Origin of the sequence: Kitasatospora sp. NPDC058243, from assembly GCF_042882025.1 — a bacterium.
Lineage (GTDB): Bacteria > Actinomycetota > Actinomycetes > Streptomycetales > Streptomycetaceae > Kitasatospora.
Genome location: NZ_JBHVWW010000054.1, coordinates 26,485 through 44,187, shown reverse-complemented (window position 1 = coordinate 44,187; position 17,703 = coordinate 26,485). Strand labels below are relative to the sequence as shown.

Below are 17,703 nucleotides of genomic sequence, written 5' to 3'. Positions count from 1 at the left end.
AAAAAAACCCCGGGGGCCCGCCTTTGGGGCGGGACTTGTGCTCTTCCTTCCTTTCTTCAATTGCGGGCGCAGGGGACCCGGGAGACGGGGGCGTCCGTACGGGCGCCCCGGCCTCCCGGACAAGAAGGTCGTGACCGCACTGCTTCGTCCAGTCAGACAGCAGCAGTCGAGAGGAAAGGAACGGAGATTCCCGACCGGACTCAGGCGCCGGGGTTGTACAGGGGGGCCATGGGGGTGAACTCTCGGCTCGGTGCCGCGACGTATCCGAGGCCCTCCCGGGCGGCGTTGGCCAGCAGACCGTTGTCCTGGTGGGCCGACCATGCGCACAGTCCGCCGAGACCGGTCGTGGCGGCGAACTTGCCCTTGCGCATGACGCTGCGCGGGGTGTCGAGCGAGATGTAGTGGGCGTTGGCCAGGAGTGTGTCGGCGTCGGCCTCCTGGTCGGTCAGCAGTGCGAAGCCGTTCTTCCCGGCGGCCCGGCCGTGCTCCAGGTCGAGGTAGTTGGCGACGGCGTCATAGAAGCCGACGACGCCGTGGGCGAATGTTCCCAGCGCGGCCGACGTGCCGGCGTGCGTCCCGGTGGCGGGGTCCGCGTTGGTGACAGCACGGCCGTAGCACGCATACCCGAGGTGGATCTTCCCTGGGTGGATGCCTTCTTCCTGTACGAGGTACTCGACCAGCTTCTGCGCCGACACCTGGTCCGGGTTCCGGGACGTCAGGTTGGCAAGGTGGCCAAGCGGCTCCTTCTCTCCGCCCCGGAAGAAGTCGACGGCCTTGAGGGAGACAGAGTCCAGGCCAACACGCACGAGGTCTCCCAGGCGCGCGGCACGCAGGTCGTCGATCCCGGCGGCGGGAACCGCGATGCTGATCGACTTGCGCCTCCTTGTCCCGAAGGCCCTGTCGCAGGCTTGCCGCAGTTCCCTCACGACGAGGGCGTAGGCGTCTCGCGTGGCCGCGTCCGGGAGAGTGCGAGCCTTCCCGTCCACGCTGTCCCAGGCCAGCTCCACTTCACTGAACATGGGGAACCGGTTGAAGAAGTCGACGACGCCGGCGGTGAAGGCGGCCCGCTTCTGCGCGTCGCCGGCCACAGAGGCGAGAGTGCCCGAGGGTCCGGCATCGGTGATGCTGAACGCGAGCTCCAGCTTGTGGCCCGCACGCTTCGCACGCTGCTGCAGGTTGCGCAGGCCGCCCAGCACGCCGGACGCAGCCTCCTGGTTGTAGTACGCCAGGAACGTCTTGTAGGAAGCGTCCCGGCGGTCCGAGGCCGGCAGGTCCACGTTCCGTGTCACGCCGAGGTCACCGAAGGGGTCAACGGGTACGACGTGCCCCGAACCGATCGGCTCCTGCCCGTCGGTCTGCGAGTTCCAGCCGTCCCTGACCGCGGCTACCTGCGGCTGTTGCGGCTCGACGTCGCCGAGCACCGCCAGGTGTCCGAAGACGATGCGGTCGTACGCAGTCGCGGGGATGCCCACCAGGTCGAAGCCGTAGCCCGGCTCATCCGGCCTCTCGTCATCCGAGCTCGCGTCACCCAGCCGTTCAGGGGCCAGCCGCCCGTCGTAGTGGAACCCGGAGGCCAGGTACGCCGAGAGCCGCATGCCGGCGCTCTCAGGTGATTCGGAGTCGTACCCGTTGTAGGCCGGGACGCACACCCGGGTCGAGGTGTACGACAGGGCAGTCCCTGTCCCCTCCGGTTTGTAGCCGTGAGCCTCGTAGGTATCCGTGGTCAACAGATCTGCCTGCAGAAGGACTTTCTGATCTTCAGTCATGCGGCAGAGTGTAGTGACGCGGACATGTGGAGGGTCGACCTTCGCCTACTTCGAGCAGACCGCGAGGTACGCGCCGTGTTCCCCGAGTCAGTCCGGTCCCCGCCCGCGTCTGCCCCTGGGAACTTCATCGTGATCGGCTCGATCACCAGCGGTGGGAAGGCCTCGGATGAGGAGCCGCCGTTGCACGTCGCTGTCGACCTTCGGAACGTGCCGGTGCACGCTGCGCGTCGGGCAGCTTCTCGTCCGTAGTCCTCCGCGATCATGCCGACGGTGCAGCCGTGCCACGTGACCGGCCGCCGGGCCTCACTCGAACGGGTGAGGCCCCGGCTGTCGTTCCCATGGCCGGTGCACCACGTTGATCACTCACCGCCACGCGTCGTGGCCGGGTAAGCGGCGGCGGACAGTCGGACTTCGTCGGGAAGCTGCTGGTTTCCTGCTGGACCGGACTGCTTGGGATCAGGGTGCCCTTGGCGGGCGGGCCGTCAGCCGGTGGCGCGCTGGGCCCGGTGGGCGGCGACCCGCACCCGGGTGGCGCAGCGCGGGGTGCAGAAGCGCTGCGGGGTGCGGCGGCCGGTGTCGATGAAGAACCGGTCGCAGTCGGGGGCGGCGCACTCGCCCCAGGCGCAGGTGCCGCGCTCGCTGAGCCACAGGCCGAGGGCCAGGGCGGAGGTGGAGAGCAGCCAGTGGGTGAGGCCGGCGGACGGGGGCGCCTGGGTGTGCATCGACCAGGGGCGGCCGGGGAGGCGGACGAGGCGGGGGCGGGCCGGGTAGCGGTCGAGCAGGGTGTTGATCGCTTCGGCCGCCTCGTCCTCGTCGTGGAGGGCGAGGATGGCGATCAGCGGGGCGGTGGCCTCGCGCAGTTCGCGGGCGTCGGCGTCGGTGAGGCGGAAGGGCGGGCCTCCGTGGCGTTCCAGGAGGGCTTGCAGGTCGGCGGCGCCCGCTTCGGGCTCGGCGCGGACGGTGTTCGCGAGCTCGGTGACGAAGTGGAGGCCGCGGGGGTTGCCGCCGTCGTGGTCCTGGGTCATGGGTGTGCCCCTTCCGATCGTTTGCGCACCCCATGGTAACGTCGAAATTCAATATTAGGCGTTACGAAGGAGTGGTATGCGATTCCCGGCAACGACGCCCGTCCTGATCGTCGGCGCAGGCCCGGTCGGCCTGACCATGTCGCTCCTGCTCTCCGGGTACGGCGTGCCGCACCTGCTCGTCGAGGCGCACCAGGGCACCTCCCGCCACCCCAAGGCCCGTGGCGTGTCCGCGCGTTCGATGGAGATCTTCCGCAGGCTCGGCCTGGAAACCGAGATCCGGCAGGCCGGGCTCCCGGCCTCGCACGTCTTCTTCTACCGCGGCCGCGACCTCGTCGACCCGGACTTCGTACGCACCGGCGTGGCCGGCGCCCCGGACGGCGGCGTCGAGCGCACCCCGTCGCCGGGGCTCGTCTGCTCGCAGGACGCCCTGGAGGCCGTGCTGCTGCGCCGGGCCCGTGAACTCGCGCCGGACGGGGTCAGGTTCGCCACCCGGTTGCTCTCGTTTGCCGAGACTGCCGCTGCCACCACAGCCGCAGGCGGCGGCGGGGGCGTGCACGCGGTGCTGGAGGACCGGGCCACCGGCGACCGGCACACCGTGCGCGCCGACTGGCTGATCGGCTGCGACGGCGCGGCGAGCACCGTCCGCACCGGCGCCGGAATCGCCATGGCAGGGCCGACCGGCCTCGGCCACTTCCTCAGCATCCGCTTCGAGGCGCCGCTCGGCGAGGTCGTCGCCGACCGGGCCAGCGCGTCCTACTTCCTCACCGAGCCCGGCCGCGGTGGCTTCCTGGCCGTGGACAACGACCGGCACTGGATCTACCAGCACCCCTACGACCCCGGGCGCGACGACCTCGCCGACCTCCTCGGCGACCACCGGCAGCTGGCCCGGCTGGTGCGCGACGCCGCCGGACTGCCCGACCTCGACGTCACCGTCCAGGACACCCAGACCTGGCGCCTGGACGCCCGACTCGCCGACACGGGTCCTGATCGCAGGCGACGCGGCCCATGTGACGCCCCCCACCGGCGGGCACGGCATGAACACCGGCATCGGCGACGCCGACAACCTGGCCTGGAAGCTCGCCGCTGTCGTGGCCGGGTCGGCCGGCGAAGCGCTGCTGGACACCTACCAGGCCGAGCGCCGCCCCGTCGCCCGACAGGTCATCGACCTGTCCCTCGCCAACTCCCGTGCCCGCACCGGCTACCGGATCGACGACGAGCTGCTGCTCACCGCGGCCTACCGCTCCACCGCCGTCCACGCCGACCCCGACGCCCCCGCCCGCCCGCCGCTGGACCCGGACGGCGAGCACCCCGACGGCGGGCCCGGCGGCCGGTTCCCGCACCTGCGCCCGGCCGGACTCCCCGGGGCGGCATCGACGCTCGACCTCATCGGCTCCGGCTTCACCCTGCTCACAGCCGCCGGCGACCCCGCCTGGCAACGCCAGGCCGACACCGCCGCAGCGTCAGGCCTGCCCGTCGCGCTGCGGCCGTTGCCCGCCGCCGACTGGCCCGGCCTCTCCGGCCTCCCCGCCACGGGCGCTCTCCTCACCCGCCCCGACGGCCACATCGCTTGGCAGGCGCCCCACCCGCCCGCCGACGACACCGAGTTGCGGGAAGTCCTGCGGCGGATCCTGTCGGCGTAGGCGGCCGACCCGACGCCATCGGCTGATCCGGCGCCACTGGTCGGGACCGTCACCAGACGCCGGCGGAACACGACCGCGTCACGGTCGACGCCGACCCGCGCGGATACGTCCGTCGGCAGGACCGGCTCTGGCGCGACGTCAGGCCGTAGCCGCCGCCTCCGGCTCCAGCAGCTGGTCCAGCACCCGGCCGAAGACCAGGCGCCCGGCGCGGGCCACGAGCGGGTCGAACAGCGCGGGCAGGCCAGCGACCCGGAGTTCCTCCGTCCAGCTCACCTGGGATTCGCCGGTCTCCCCGGCCTGCCCGGCGTCCTGACCGGGGGCCCGCACGCGCAGTTCGGCCCAGCCGAGCACCAGCCGGCCCCGCTTCTCCAGCCGGCACAGCCCGTCGCGCCCGGCCGAGGGGGCGGTCAGAGCGACGATCTCCATCGGGTCGTCGAACCGGAACGGCCCGATGACCGTCCGGGCCAGGATGGCGTCCCCCGCCCGCCCGCCACTGCCCCGCACCACGGTGACCCGGGTGAACGGCACCCGGTCCCCGTGCCGGGGCCAGGCGGTCAGCCGCTCCCAGCAGACGGCCGGGGGCAGGGGCGAACGGCGGGTCAGGACGAAGCGGGCCATGCCTCACGGTACGGCTGCCAGCGGCGCGTCACGGCGGGGGCGGGCCGGCGAGGAGGGGGGCCAGGGCGAACAGGTCGGACGGGGCGGCGTCGTCGGGGAGCAGGACGACCAGCGGGGGGCGGGCCGGCGGGCCGAGCCGGGCGACCTCGTAGGCGGTGACGCCGCTGCCGTGCGCGGCGACCAGGGCGACCGGGGCCGGGGACTCCAGCAGCGGGGCGAGGACCGGGCGGTAGGCGGCCGGTGACGGCGGGCCGGCGGCCGGGCGGAGCACGCCGAGGGCCTGCGGGCCCGGCCAGCCGCGCGCGGTGCCGGGGTAGCGGGTGTGCGGGGCGTCGGGCGGGGGCAGCAGCAGTACCCAGCCCGCGCCCGGGCGGGCGGCCCGGCGCAGCACCTCCAGCCGGACGGCCGGGCCGTCCGTCGGTGCGTCCGCCGGTGCGTCCGGGGCCGGCGGGTGGTCGGCGGGCCCGCCGGGTCGGGGCGCCGGGTGTCCGGCGAGGGTGGAGCGCAGCAACTCGGAGGTGCTGAGGCCGCTCGGCAGGTCGGGGAAGGTGCGCAGCAGGTGGGCGCTCTGGCTGAGGAGTTCGACGGCGTCCCGGTCGGCGAGCAGGGCGCGGTCGTGGGTGGTGGTGAGGACGAGTCCGCCGGTGGCGTCGTAGTGGGCGGCGAGGGTGATCGGGTACGAGGTGAAGGTGCCGGTCGGCACGGGGTTCTCCACGTGGATGCCGTGCGCGGCCAGGTCGGTCTCCAGCCGCAGGTGGTGCGGGGCGGTCGGCTGGTGTTCCAGGACGACCAGGCTGTGCGGCCGCTGCCCGCGCGGGGTGGCGCTCCAGCGGTGGGCCTGTCCGGGCGAGATCCACTCGTAGGCGGCGAGGTCGAGCACGTCGTCGCGCAGGGCCGCGAGCAGTTGCGGCACCGTCGTGCTCGGGTGGACCCGGACGGAGATCGGCAGCGGGTTGCGCAGCGCGCCGGGCAGTCGGTCGATGCCGTCCAGCGGGATGCCCCGCCCGGAGACCGTCACCGCGAAGCCGACCCGTACCGCCCGGGCCGGTGGGCGCTGCTCGTGGGACTGCGCCGCGCGGTAGAGCAGCAGCGCCCAGGCGGCCTGGAGGGCGCTGCTCTCGCCCGCCCCCCAGGTGGCCGCCCAGCCGCGCAGCCGGACCGCCTCGTATGGGGTGAGCCGGCGCCGGGCGCGTCCGCTGCCGTGCCGGGCCGGGTCGGGGGCGAGCGGGAGGACGGCGCTGGCGGCGGTCCGGGTGGCCCAGAACTGCCGGGCGGCGTCGCTTCCCTGGGCGTCGAGCCAGCGGGCGTGGTCGCGGACGTCGGGGCGGCGCTCGCCGCCGGGCAGGACGCCGCCGGTCAGGTAGGCGCGGTAGAAGGCCTGGAGGAGCAGCCGCACGCTCCAGCCGTCGAGCATCGCGTGGTGGTAGGTGAGCAGGACCCGGGTGACCGGCCCGTCGTCCTGGTCCTGCGGCCCGGAGTCGAGCAGGGTGGCGCGCAGCAGAGCGGGTCGGCGCAGGTCGAAGCCGCGGTGCCGGTCGGCTTCCAGGAGGTCGTCCCAGCCGATCGCGCCGTGCGGGTGCCGGGTGACGTCGGGGACGGCGCGTTCGTGCAGCACCATCCAGGGGTCGCCGGCGGTGTCGTCCCAGTCGAAGGCGGCGCGCAGCACCGTCTCGTGGTCGAACACGGACTGCCAGGCGGCGGCGAACCGGTCGGTGTCCAGCGGCCCGTGCCAGTTCCAGGACAGCTGTTCGACGTGTCGCCCGCCGTGGTCGGCGCGCCCGATGACCTGGCGCAGCATCTCCCGTTGCAGCGCGCTGGTCGGCACCGTGACGGGCTCCGGCGGGTGCGCCAGTGCCTCCCGCAGCCGTTCCACGAGTTCGGCGGCGCGCGCGGACGGTCCGGCGGCGATGCCGACGAACAGGCGCCGGAGGCCGTCCCGGCGGTCCTCGACCAGGACGGCGCGCAGCCGTGCCCCGGCGGCGAGGGCGCGTCCGAGGTCGGCCAGGACCCGGTCGAGTCCGTCGGGGCCGTCCACCGTGCGCTCCCAGAGCGCGTCCGCCCGGTCCTGGGGCGCGGGACCGGCCGCGTCGACGGCGCGCAGGGCGGCGCACAGCACGTCGGCCTCGTACGTCTGCTGCAGTTCGACCAGCAGGAACTCCGGGGGCCGGCCGCCCCCGCGCGGCTGTGGCGGCCGCCACCGGCGGGTGGCGGTGCGGGCCAGCGCGGCGTTGACCGCGCCGGTGTCGAGCCGTCTCGGCGGGCGGGCGGCGGGCAGGCAGGGCTCGGGCGACGGGGCGCCGGCCACCAGCAGGGTGACGGGTGCGCTGGAGAAGTGACGGTTCGTCATCGCTGATCAGCGGGCACCGGAGCCCGGTTCCTTCCCGTGGGCCGGCCAGGGTTGCGCCGGGGTTACTGGGTGGCGAGGCCGCCGCAGACGTTCAGTGCCTGGGCGGTGATGCTGGCGGCGGTCGGGGAGGTGAGGTAGCCGGCCAGCGAGGCGACCTCCTCCGGGGTGGTGTAGCGGCCGAGCGGGATGTGCGTCTGGAAGTGCTGGTGGATGGTCTCGGGGGTGGTGTTGTAGGCGGTGGCGTACTCGTGGTGGATCCGGGTGGTGTGCGGGGTGTTCACGTAGCCCGGGCAGATGGCGTTGACGGTGGTGCCGGTCGGGGCCAGTTCCTTGGCGAGTGCCCGGGTGAAGCCGATCACGGCGTGCTTGCTCGCGGTGTACGGGGCGCCGAGGGTGACGGCCTGCTTCCCGGCGGTGGAGGCGATGTTGATGATCCGCGGGTGCGCGGTGCCGGTGAGGTGGCCGTGTTTGAGGGTCTCCCGGGTGACGAGGAAGACGGCGTTGAGGTTGGTGTCGATGACGTCGTACCAGAGGTCGTCCGTGGTGGTGGCGATCGGCCCGCCGCCGGTGCGGCCGGCGTTGTTGACCAGCACGGTGATCGGACCGTGCTCGGCCACCACGTGCCGGATCAGCGCGCTGACCTGGGTGGGGTCGCGCACGTCGCAGGTGGTGCCGTCGGCCTGGTGGCCCTCGCCGCGCAGGGTGGCCAGCGCCTCGGTGATGTGCGGGCCGGTGCGGGCGCAGATGAAGAGGCGGTGGCCGCGGCTGCCGAGCTCGCGGGCGATGGCGAGGCCGATCCCGCGGGTGCCGCCGGTGATCAGGGCGAGGGGTTGCTCGGGTGCGGTGGTCATGGCGGGTCCTGGGGGTGAGGGCGGGCTGGGAGCTCGGGCCGGTGGTGGGTGGTCGGTGGTCGGGGGTCGGTGGGGTGGTCGGGGCGGGAGCTCAGGCCGGGTAGAGGTTGTAGGTGGTCGGGTGGGCCGTGGTCGGGGTGTTGAGGGTGGGGTCGAGGGTGAGGATCGCGTGGTGCAGGTGTTGCAGGTGCGGGGAGGGCTGGATGCCGAGCTCGGTGGTGAGGCGGTGCCGCAGGTGGTGGTAGGTGGCGAGGGCGGTGGTCTGCCGGCCGGCCCGGTAGAGCGCGACCATGGCCTGGGCGTGCAGGCCCTCGTGGTGCGGGTGCTGGTGGGTGAGGTGGGTGAGTTCGGGGATGAGCTCGTTGTGCCGGCCGAGCCGCAGGTCGGTGTCGATGCGGCGTTCCAGGGTGATCAGGCGGCTCTCCTCCAGGCGCATGATCTCGATGGCGAGGATCGGCCCGGGCCGCACGTCGACCAGGGCCGGGCCGTGCCAGAGCGCGAGGGCCTGCCGGAAGTGGGTGGCGGCCTGGTGGTCGTGGCCGTGGTTGAAGGCGTGCTGCCCCTGGGTGGTGAGCAGGCTGTAGGTGTGGACGTCGAGGTTGTCCGGGTGGGTGGTGAGCTGGTAGCCGCCGTGCCGGGTGGTCAGGATGTCCTTGGCGGTGATGTGCGGGGTCGGCCCGAGGCCGTGGGTGATCCGGCGGCGCAGTTGCAGGATGTACGTCTGCATGGTGGTGAGCGCCTGTCTGGGCGGGTCGTCGCCCCAGATCTCCTCGATCAGGGTGGCGGTGGGCAGGATGCGGTTCGGGTAGAGCGCGAGGAGGGCCAGGATCTGGCGCTGCTTGGCGGCGGTGGGGACGACGGAGATGCCGTTGAGGTCGGCGGTGAGGGGGCCGAGGACCTTGAGGTGCATGGCGGTTCTCCTCTCGGGCGCGGAGCGTCCGCTCGGGTGGGCGTCATTCGGCTGCTTGTTCGGGTCGACGGAATGGTGGGGCGGACGCGTCGCACCCTAGTTGGGCCGAGGGGCGGGGGCCGGATTCCTCAAGTGCCCGTCGAGCGCGGTTCCGGGCGCTCTGGTGGGGCACCTCCGGGCAGACCGGTGCGGCAGAGCGGTGCGGCGGGTCGGCGCGGCGGGTCGGCGCTCGACGCTGTGACGGGCGGGGCGCCCGGCGCGGACGGGGCCCGGGAACGTACCATCGGCGAATGGCTGACATGACGGAAACCACGCCAGGCTGGCTCGCCCCCGAGGAGCTGGAGACCACCCGCGCCAAGATGCCGATCCTGTACGTCGAGGCCGTGCCGGTCCGCGTCGACGACGCCGGCGAGGTCACCCAGGTCGGTCTCCTGCTGCGGATCGGACCGGACGGGACGGTCAGCCGCACGCTGGTCTCCGGCCGGGTGCTGCACCACGAGCGGATCCGCGACGCCCTGCTGCGGCACCTGGAGAAGGACCTCGGCCCGGTGGCGCTGCCCCGGATCCCCGCCTCGCTGCAACCGTTCACGGTCGCCGAGTACTTCCCGACCCTGGGGATCACCGAGTTCCACGACCCGCGCCAGCACGCGGTGTCGCTGGCGTACGTCGTGCCGGTGGTCGGCGACTGCCGGCCGCGCCAGGACGCGCTCGACCTGGTCTGGTTCAGCCCGCAGGAGGCCGCCTCCCCGCTGGTGCAGCAGGACATGCCCGGCGGTCAGGGGGCGCTGCTCAAGCGGGCCCTGGCGCACGTCGGCTGCCTGAGCTGAGCACTCCGGCCGGGGCCCGCACCGGTGAGGTGCGGGCCCCGGCCGGGAGCCGGTCAGGGGATCGGTCAGGGAGCCGGTCAGGCCCCGGCGGATGCCAGCCGGGCGGTGCGCCGGGCGGTCGCCTCGACGGGGTCCAGCACCGGCACGGCCGCCAGCAGGCCCTTGGTGTACGCGTGCTGGGGGGAGTCGTACACGGCGTCGGCGTCGCCGTGCTCCACGATCCGCCCGGCCCGCATCACCGCGACCCGGTCGCTCACCTTCCGGACCACGGCCAGGTCGTGGGCGATGAAGACCAGCGCGAGGCCGAGGTCGCGCTGCAACTCGCCCAGCAACGCGACCACCTGGGCCTGGGTGGTGACGTCCAGTGCGGAGACCGGTTCGTCGCAGACGATCAGTCGCGGCTGCGGCGCGAGCGCCCGCGCGATGCCGACCCGCTGGCGCTGTCCGCCGGAGAACTCGTGCGGGTAGCGGTGGTACCAGCTGGCGTCGAGGCCCACCCGTTCGAGGAGCTCGCCGACCCGGGCGCGGATGCGGCGCTCGTCGCTCTCACCGGCGATGCGCAGCGGGTCGGCGATGGACTCCCCGATGCTGCGGCGCGGGTTGAGCGAGGACACCGGGTCCTGGAAGACCATCTGCAACTCCCGCCGGAGCGGGCGCAGTTCCTTCTCCCCGAGCGCTCCGATGTCCCGGCCGCGGTAGTGGAGCCGGCCGCCGGTCGGCTCCAGCAGCCGGACCAGCATCCGCCCGAGCGTGGTCTTGCCGGAGCCGGACTCGCCGACGATGCCCAGCGTCTCGCCCGCCCGCACGGTGAGCGAGACGCCGTCCACGGCGGCCACGGGGGCCGCGCGCCGGGTGAGGCCGCCGCGGGTCGCGAACTCCCGGCGCAGGTCGGTGGCTTCGAGCAGGACGTCGCCGTCGGTGCGCTCGGCGGCTCCGTTGGCGGCGGTGCCTCCGGCAGGCCCGGCAGGCCTGGCAGGCCCGGTCGGAGCGCCCGGAGCGTCGACCCGGGGCACCGCCGACAGCAGCGCGCGGGTGTACGGCTCGCGCGGCGCGCCCAGCACCTCGGTGACCGGGCCGTGTTCCACCGCCCGGCCGTCCTTCATCACCAGCACCCGGTCGACGCTCCCGGCGACCACCCCGAGGTCGTGGGTGACCAGGACCAGCCCGGCCCCGGTCTCGGCCCGCAACTCGTGCAGCAGGTCGAGGATCTGGGCCTGGACGGTGACGTCCAGCGCGGTCGTGGGCTCGTCGGCGACCAGCAGCCGCGGCTCGCAGGCCAGGGCCATCGCGATCAGCACCCGCTGGCGCATGCCGCCGCTGAACTCGTGCGGGCGCGACCGCGAGCGACGCGCCGGATCGGGGATGCCGACGCGGCCGAGCACCTCGACGGCCCGGGCCCTGGCGGCCCGGCGGGAGACGGCCCGGTGGACGCGTACGACCTCGGCGATCTGGTCGCCCACCGCGTAGTACGGGTCGAGGGCGGAGAGCGGGTCCTGGAACACCATGGCCGCCAACCCGCCGCGCAGCCGCCGCAGTTCGTCGCCCTCGGCGGTGACGGCGTCGACGCCGGCGACCCGGACGGAGCCGCCGACCCGGGCGCCGGTGCCGCGGTGCAGGCCGAGCAGTCCGTAGGCGACGGTGCTCTTGCCCGACCCGGACTCGCCGACGATGCCGAGCGCCTGCCCGGCCTCCAGGGTGAAGCCCACGCCGTCGACGGCGCGTACGTGCCCGTCGCCGACCGGGAAGTCGACGACCAGGTCCCGGACGTCGACCAGGGGAGGAGCCAGGGGTTCGGCGCTCACGTCAGGACCACCCTTCGATCGGTCACCGCGTAGAGCACGTCCGCGACGACGTTGGCGAGGACCACGGCGAACCCGGTGACGAGGGTGAGGCCGACGACGGTCGGCAGGTCGATCAGGCTGACCGAGCTGACCAGCAGCTTGCCGAGCCCCGGGAGCCCGAACAGCGACTCCGTCAGCACGGCGGACCCGAACATCGTCCCGAGGTCCATGGCGGTGAGCGCGATCACCGGGGTGAGCGCGCCGCGCAGCGCGTGCCTGGTCACCAGGCGCCGCTCGCTGACGCCGTACGCCCGGAAGGTCCGGATGTGGTCGTCGGCGAGGGTCTCCAGCATGGACGAGCGGGTCAGCCGGGCGTACTTGGCGGACTCGATGAGCGCGAGCGAGACCCAGGGCAGCAGCAGCCCCCAGAACCACTGCTGCGGGTCCTCGGTGAGCGGTACGTAGCTCGGGAACGGCAGCCACTGGAGCTGGGCGCACAGGACGATGAGCAGCACCAGGCCGATGACGAAGACCGGGATGGAGTTGCCGGCCAGCGTCAGCGCGGTCAGCAGCCGCTCGCTGAGCCGGCCCCGGCGCAGCGCGGAGAGCAGCCCGGTGCCGACCCCGAGGGCCAGCCAGAGCACCATCGCGCCGAGCGCCAGCGAGGCCGTCACCGGGAGCCGGGCGGCGATCATGTCGGTGACCTGCTCGCCGCTGCGGTAGGAGACGCCCAGGCACGGCGCCGGGCAGTGCAGCAGGCCCGTTCCGGCGCTGAAGTCGCGGCCGGCGACGACGCCCTGGAGGAAGTGGGCGTACTGGAGGTAGACCGGTGCGTCGAGGCCGAGGCGTTCGCGCACCTGGAGGACCTGGGCGGGGCTGCACTTCTCGCCGCAGGCCAGCTGGGCGGGGTCGCCGGGGGCGATGTAGAAGACCGCGTAGACGATCAGCGAGATGGCGAGCAGGACGCCGACCATGCCGATGGCCCTGCGGAGCAGGAAGCGGGTCATGCGGGGGCCTCCTCGGCGGCGGTGGCGGCCGACGGGCCGGGGCTGGCGGAGTCCGACGAGCCGCTGCCCGACGATGCGGAGCCCGACGAGCCGCTGCCCGACGAGCCGGCGCCGCGCGCCGTTCCGACCCGCAGCCGGGAGGCCGCGCGGGGGTCGAGCTCGGTGCGGACGGCGTCGCCGAGCACGGTGAAGGCGAGCACCGTGGCGAACAGCAGTGCGGACGGGAGCAGCACGTACGTCGGGTCGGCGCGGAACCAGGTGGTCGCGCCGGAGAGCATCTGGCCCCACGACGAGGTCGGCGGCTTGACGCCCACGCCGAGGAAGGACAGCCCGGCCTCGGCGATCACGTTGGACGGCAGCAGCACCGCGGCGTAGGTGATGACGGGCGCGGCCAGGGACGGCAACAGCTCCCGGCGGGCGATCCGCCAGCGGGTGGCGCCGGCGAGCCGGGCCGCGGCCACGTAGTCGAGCTGGCGGAGGCTGAGCGTCTGCGCCCGGACCAGCCGGGCGGTGCCGGCCCAGCCGAGCAGCCCGATGACCAGGGTCAGCAGGAGCGGGCGGGGGAAGTCGGAGGGCACGACGGCCATCAGCGAGATGGCGAAGACCAGCGAGGGCAGCGCGAGCATGACCTCGGTGGTGTTGCCGATCAGCTGGTCGAGCAGCCGGCTGCCGAGGCCCGCGGCGAGGCCGAGCAGGACGCCGATGGTGACCTGGACGAGGGTGGCGCCGACGGCGACGAGCAGCGAGATCCGGGCGCCGTGGACCAGTCGGGCGAACACGTCGCGCCCGGTGCCGGGTTCGACGCCGAGCCAGTGCTCGGCGCTGACGCCGCCGAAGGAGCCGGTGGGCACTCCGCCGGCCGCCGAGTCGAGCAGGTCGTTGTGGTAGCTGGTGGGGTCCTGGCCCTCGATCGCGCTGAGCAGCGGTGCCGCTGCCGCGATCAGGGCGAGCAGGGCGATGACGAGGCCGGCGGCGAGGACGGCGCGCCGTGCGAGCAGCCGCCGCCACACCGTCCGGCCCCCGGCGGCCGGGGCGGCCGCGAGGGCCTCCCCGGCCCGGGGTTCCTGTGGAGCCATGGTTGTCTGACCGATCCGTCCGATCCCGCCCGCTACTTGACCGCGACCTGGGAGATGTCGAGCACGCCGGTCCAGTCGCTGATGACGATGTTGCGGACGTCCTTGCCCGACAGCCGCTTGTAGACGGGGTGGAACAGCGGGACGGTGAGGGCCTGGTCGCCGATCCGCTTGTCCAGGGCGCCCCAGCGCTTGGCGGCCTCGGCGTGGTCGGTGATCTTGTTGATCTGGTCGATCTCGTCGTTCACCGACGGGTCGTCCAGCTGCGCGGAGTTGAAGTTGTAGCCGTCGGTGACGATCTGCCGGCCGTCGAAGATCGGCGCGAGGAACGGGCCGCCGGAGGGCCAGTCGGCGCCCCAGCCGGAGAGGAAGAGGCCGGGTTCGGTGCTGACGGTGTGGATCGTCTTGGAGTACCTGGTGGAGTCCAGGGCGTCGAGCTGGACGGTGATCCCGGCCGCCTTCAGGCCGTCCTGGACGGCGGTGGCCAGGTTCGGGCCGTAGCCCTTGCCCGATTCGGTGGAGTGGGTGAGCGTGATGGTCAGGCCGTCCGGGTAGCCGGCCTCCTTCAGCAGCTCCTTGGCCTTCTCCGGGTTGCCGGTGGCGCCGGCCGGGAACGGGTCGTACGGCGTGTACCCGAAGGTCTCCTGGGTGGGCAGGTAGGTGGTGGCGGCCTCGGCGAGCGAGGAGCCGCCGGCGGCGTTGACGACCGAGGTGCGGTTGAGCGCGTAGGCGACGGCCTGCCGGACCTTGGGGTTGTCGAAGGGCTTGACCTTGGGGTTGAACGCCAGGTAGTTGACGTAGCCGAAGTGGCCGGTGCCGACGCGGGCGGCGAGCGCCTTGTCGTCCTTCACCTGGGCGAGCTCGGAGGGGCCGAGGTTGGTGTCGGTGGTGACGGCGGCCGCGTCGGCGCCGGTGCCGGCGGAGAGCCGCTGGTTGATCACCGCCGGGTCGAGCCCGGACTGCACGTCGACGGTGTCCGGGTACGCCTTGCGCTGGTCGTCGTTGGCCGCCGACCAGTTGGGGTTGCGCTTGAGGACGAGGTGTGCGCCGTCGTTCTCGTTCTTGACGACCTGGTAGGGGCCGGAGGAGACGGGGTGCTCCTGGTACTTCGTCCCGGTGTCCTTGGCCTTCGGGACGGGGGCGAACTGCGTCTGGGTGGCCAGGTACGGGAAGTCGCCCTCGGGCTTGTTGAGGCGGAAGGTGATGGTCTTCTCGTCCGGCGTCTCGATCGCGTCCAGACCGCGGCCGTCCTTGTACGGGCCCTGGTAGTCGGCGGCGCCGACCAGCCAGTCCCTCAGGAATGGCGCCCCGCCGGAGAGTTCGGGGGCGAATGACCTTTCGATGCCGTACTTGATATCGGCGGTGGTGATCGCCGAGCCGTCCTCGTACTTCAGGCCGTCCTTGAGGTGGTACGTCCACACCGTCGCGCCCTCCGAGGGGGTGCCGGTGTCGGTGGCGAGGTCCGGGACGACCTTGGTGCCGGCCGCGCCGTCGGCCCGGTTGCGGGTGGTGAGGGTGCGGAAGACCAGGGAGGGCACGTTGCCGCCGCCGGAGGTGTAGAGCCGTGCGGGGTCGAACTGGTCCTGCGGGTTCTGGTTGAGGACGGTGAGGGTGCCGCCCTGCTGCGGTGCGGCGTCCTTGCCGGTGCTTCCACCGCCGTCGCCCTTCGGTCCGCACGCCGCGACTCCGACGGCCAGGGCGACGGTGACGGTCGCCGCGGCGAGGCGGCGGGGGGTGAAGGTGGTTCGAGACATCGGAAAGGGGGCCTTTCGCTACCGATGGTGTACGGAGGAAGGCGGGCGACAGTGAGGCCGTGAGGAGAGTGAGCGGCACCGCGCCCGCAGGGAGGGGCGATGTCCCGGGGCGGCGATCACCGCTACGCGTCGGGACAGGCGGATTCAGCGACAGAGATTGTCGGAAACGCAGTGCGCGGCCACGCCGATCAGCGCCAGCTCGATGGCGGCGCACTCGATCGGGTGACGGTCAGACATGCCGAGAAGACTGTATGACTTTAAGCGGAATGTCAAAACTCCGGATACCATCCGGCCGCCACCGGAACTCCGGGAACGGATTACGGCCCGGACACCGGGAGACCGTGCGGAAGCGGGGGGAAACCCGGGGCCCGGGCCCGCCGGACCGGCGGGCGCGACATCACCCGAGTGGGTGCCGCGCCCCTGCGAAGCGCCGGCGCCCCGAAGGCCCCGAACCGCCCGCCGGGCGGCCGTCCCGGGCCCTCGCGCACTTCCGTCTGCGGGTTGCCGCGCGCGGGCGCCTGCCCAAGCATGGGTGAACGTGATCGGCGATCGCGCGCAGCGCGGCCGCCCTACCGAGCGGAGCCGGACGTGGCCCCTTACCTCGAAACCGATCAGGACGCCCTGGTGGCGAGCGCACTCGCCGGATTCGCCCGGGCCCACCCATCGCTCGTCGTCCACGACCCCGACCTCGGATTCGTCCGCGCCCGTGACCGGGCCCCCGGGCGCCGGGTCGGACTGCTCTCCGGCGGCGGCTCCGGGCACGAGCCCCTGCACGTCGGATTCGTCGGCCGGGGCATGCTCGACGCCGCCTGCCCGGGCCGGATCTTCGCCTCACCGCACAACCGGCAGATCTTCGAGGCCTCGCGCGCGGTCGCCGGCGAGGACGGCGTCCTGCACATCGTGAAGAACTACACCGGCGACCGGATCAACTTCGGCATCGCGGCCGAACGGCTGCACCGCCAGGGCATACCGTGCGCCAGGGTCCTGGTGGACGACGACCTCGCCTCCGAGTCCGAGTCCGTCGCCGCCGGCCGGCGCGGGACGGCGGCCACCGTCCTGGTGCAGAAGATCCTCGGAGCGGCCGCCGACCTCGGCCTCGGACTGGCGGAACTCTCCCTGCTGGGAGCCGAGTTGGCCGGGCGCTGCCGCAGCATCGCGGTGGCCGGCGCCGCACACACCTCCCCGGCCACCGGCCGGCCGGCCTTCGAGGTGTCGGACCGGACGGTCGAGTTCGGCGTCGGCATCCACGGCGAACGGGCCGAACTCTCCCTGGAGTGCGAACCGCTGGCCGTCCTGGTGGGCCGGATGGCGCTGCGCCTGCTGGAGGCGCTGCGCCCGGCCCGCGCCCCCCTCGTCGCGCTGGTCAACGGGCTGGGCGCGACCACCGGCCTGGAGCTGTACGCGGTCCTGTACGAACTGGCCGCCGTCCTGGACGCCGGCGGGCGCCGCCTGGCGCGCAGCCTGGTCGGCGACTACGTCACCGCCCTCGACATGCGGGGGTTCTCGATCACCCTGCTCGCCGCCGACGAACAGACGCTCGCGCTGCTCGACGCCCCCGCGTACACGGCGGCCTGGCCGGTCGCGCAATCGGCGCCGGCCCCCGGTCACCAGGAGGTCAGGAGATGACGGGCACGAAGGCCTTCGACGGCGTCTTCACGGCGGGCTGGATGCGACGGTTCGCCGAGACCGTCGCGGTCACCGAGGAGGAGCTCACCCGGCTCGACCAGGCCGCCGGGGACGGCGACTTCGGCGTCAACCTGCTCACCGGCGTGCGGTGCGCCCTGGCCGCGCTGGACCGGCTGCCGCCGGGGCGCCAGGCCGCGGCGGTACCGCTGGGCGCGGCGGCGGGCGCCTTCCTGGACGAGGTCGGCGGGACGAGCGGGCCGCTGTTCGGCCTGGTGCTCCAGGAGCTGGCGGCGGCCGTCGGCGCCGGCCCGCTGACCGGCCCGGCCCTCGCCCGGGGAGCGACGGCGGCGCTGGAGGCCGTCCAGCGGGTGGGGGAGGCGGGGGGGGGGGGGAAGGAAGGCGTCTAACCCCCCCCCCCCCCCACCCCGGCCCCCCCCTTCTTTCCCTCCCCCCTCCCCCCCGCCAAGCCCCCCTCCCC

15 protein-coding genes and 1 pseudogene are annotated in these 17,703 nt (G+C 73.6%); 5 read left to right on the top strand and 11 right to left on the bottom strand.

Translation table 11 applies throughout. The features are described 5' to 3' along the window. Nucleotides 1-200: 200 nt before the first annotated feature. Together ACFVX9_RS28555 and ACFVX9_RS28550 are read right to left on the bottom strand one after the other, a co-directional pair. Nucleotides 201-1,766, bottom strand: a complete 1,566-nt coding sequence (locus ACFVX9_RS28555; RefSeq protein ID WP_387984241.1) for a glycosyl hydrolase family 18 protein — start codon at nt 1,764-1,766, stop codon at nt 201-203. A gap of 482 nt (nt 1,767-2,248) precedes the next feature. Beyond that, entirely contained in the window at nt 2,249-2,791 is a 543-nt protein-coding gene (locus ACFVX9_RS28550) for a CGNR zinc finger domain-containing protein (RefSeq protein WP_387984240.1), read from the bottom strand. A 76-nt stretch (nt 2,792-2,867) separates the two neighbouring features. On the opposite strand from ACFVX9_RS28550, the pseudogene ACFVX9_RS28545 reads away from it, so the two are divergent. Both ACFVX9_RS28545 and ACFVX9_RS28540 read left to right on the top strand, forming a co-directional pair. Then, a pseudogene (locus ACFVX9_RS28545) lies at nt 2,868-3,707 on the top strand (FAD-dependent monooxygenase); the annotation flags it as partial. Nucleotides 3,708-3,825: 118 nt separating this feature from the next. Beyond that, nucleotides 3,826-4,431: an FAD-dependent monooxygenase gene (locus ACFVX9_RS28540; RefSeq protein WP_387984238.1), complete on the top strand. Its 606-nt coding sequence runs from the start codon at nt 3,826-3,828 to the stop codon at nt 4,429-4,431. A gap of 138 nt (nt 4,432-4,569) precedes the next feature. Here ACFVX9_RS28540 and ACFVX9_RS28535 read toward each other — a convergent pair whose 3' ends face one another. The 4 genes from ACFVX9_RS28535 to ACFVX9_RS28520 form a co-directional block, all read right to left on the bottom strand. After that, nucleotides 4,570-5,049, bottom strand: coding sequence for an SRPBCC family protein (locus tag ACFVX9_RS28535; protein WP_380373686.1), 480 nt, complete (start codon nt 5,047-5,049; stop codon nt 4,570-4,572). 28 nt (nt 5,050-5,077) lie between these two features. After that, complete coding sequence (locus tag ACFVX9_RS28530) at nt 5,078-7,396, bottom strand: condensation domain-containing protein (protein ID WP_387984236.1); 2,319 nt, start codon at nt 7,394-7,396, stop codon at nt 5,078-5,080. A gap of 62 nt (nt 7,397-7,458) precedes the next feature. Continuing rightward, complete coding sequence (locus tag ACFVX9_RS28525) at nt 7,459-8,247, bottom strand: SDR family NAD(P)-dependent oxidoreductase (RefSeq protein ID WP_063345853.1); 789 nt, start codon at nt 8,245-8,247, stop codon at nt 7,459-7,461. A 91-nt stretch (nt 8,248-8,338) separates the two neighbouring features. Then, nucleotides 8,339-9,157, bottom strand: coding sequence for an AfsR/SARP family transcriptional regulator (locus ACFVX9_RS28520; protein WP_363586377.1), 819 nt, complete (start codon nt 9,155-9,157; stop codon nt 8,339-8,341). 299 nt (nt 9,158-9,456) lie between these two features. On the opposite strand from ACFVX9_RS28520, the gene ACFVX9_RS28515 reads away from it, so the two are divergent. Then, nucleotides 9,457-9,984: an NUDIX hydrolase family protein gene (locus ACFVX9_RS28515; RefSeq protein WP_063345851.1), complete on the top strand. Its 528-nt coding sequence runs from the start codon at nt 9,457-9,459 to the stop codon at nt 9,982-9,984. A gap of 77 nt (nt 9,985-10,061) precedes the next feature. Here ACFVX9_RS28515 and ACFVX9_RS28510 read toward each other — a convergent pair whose 3' ends face one another. The 5 genes from ACFVX9_RS28510 to ACFVX9_RS28490 all read right to left on the bottom strand — a co-directional run bounded on the left by ACFVX9_RS28510 (nt 10,062) and on the right by ACFVX9_RS28490 (nt 15,836). Continuing rightward, nucleotides 10,062-11,771: an ABC transporter ATP-binding protein gene (locus tag ACFVX9_RS28510; RefSeq protein WP_387984253.1), complete on the bottom strand. Its 1,710-nt coding sequence runs from the start codon at nt 11,769-11,771 to the stop codon at nt 10,062-10,064. A gap of 11 nt (nt 11,772-11,782) precedes the next feature. After that, complete coding sequence (locus ACFVX9_RS28505; protein ID WP_363622942.1) at nt 11,783-12,772, bottom strand: ABC transporter permease; 990 nt, start codon at nt 12,770-12,772, stop codon at nt 11,783-11,785. Further along, nucleotides 12,769-13,848: an ABC transporter permease gene (locus ACFVX9_RS28500; protein WP_380484990.1), complete on the bottom strand. Its 1,080-nt coding sequence runs from the start codon at nt 13,846-13,848 to the stop codon at nt 12,769-12,771. Before ACFVX9_RS28500 ends, ACFVX9_RS28505 begins: the two co-directional genes overlap by 4 nt. 32 nt (nt 13,849-13,880) lie before the next feature. Then, nucleotides 13,881-15,599 carry an ABC transporter substrate-binding protein gene (locus ACFVX9_RS28495; protein ID WP_380373698.1) on the bottom strand — a complete coding sequence of 573 codons (1,719 nt, stop codon included), beginning with the start codon at nt 15,597-15,599 and terminating at the stop codon, nt 13,881-13,883. Between the two features lie 144 nt (nt 15,600-15,743). After that, nucleotides 15,744-15,836 carry an Ms4533A family Cys-rich leader peptide gene (locus ACFVX9_RS28490; protein WP_317620150.1) on the bottom strand — a complete coding sequence of 31 codons (93 nt, stop codon included), beginning with the start codon at nt 15,834-15,836 and terminating at the stop codon, nt 15,744-15,746. A gap of 351 nt (nt 15,837-16,187) precedes the next feature. Between ACFVX9_RS28490 and ACFVX9_RS28485 the strand changes: the two genes are divergently transcribed. Next, complete coding sequence (locus ACFVX9_RS28485) at nt 16,188-17,225, top strand: dihydroxyacetone kinase subunit DhaK (protein ID WP_063345848.1); 1,038 nt, start codon at nt 16,188-16,190, stop codon at nt 17,223-17,225. Further along, a complete protein-coding gene (locus tag ACFVX9_RS28480) occupies nt 17,222-17,632 on the top strand; it encodes a DAK2 domain-containing protein (RefSeq protein ID WP_387984233.1) in 411 nt (136 codons plus the stop codon). The genes ACFVX9_RS28485 and ACFVX9_RS28480 overlap by 4 nt, the downstream gene beginning before the upstream one ends. The last annotated feature ends 71 nt before the right edge of the window (nt 17,633-17,703 follow it).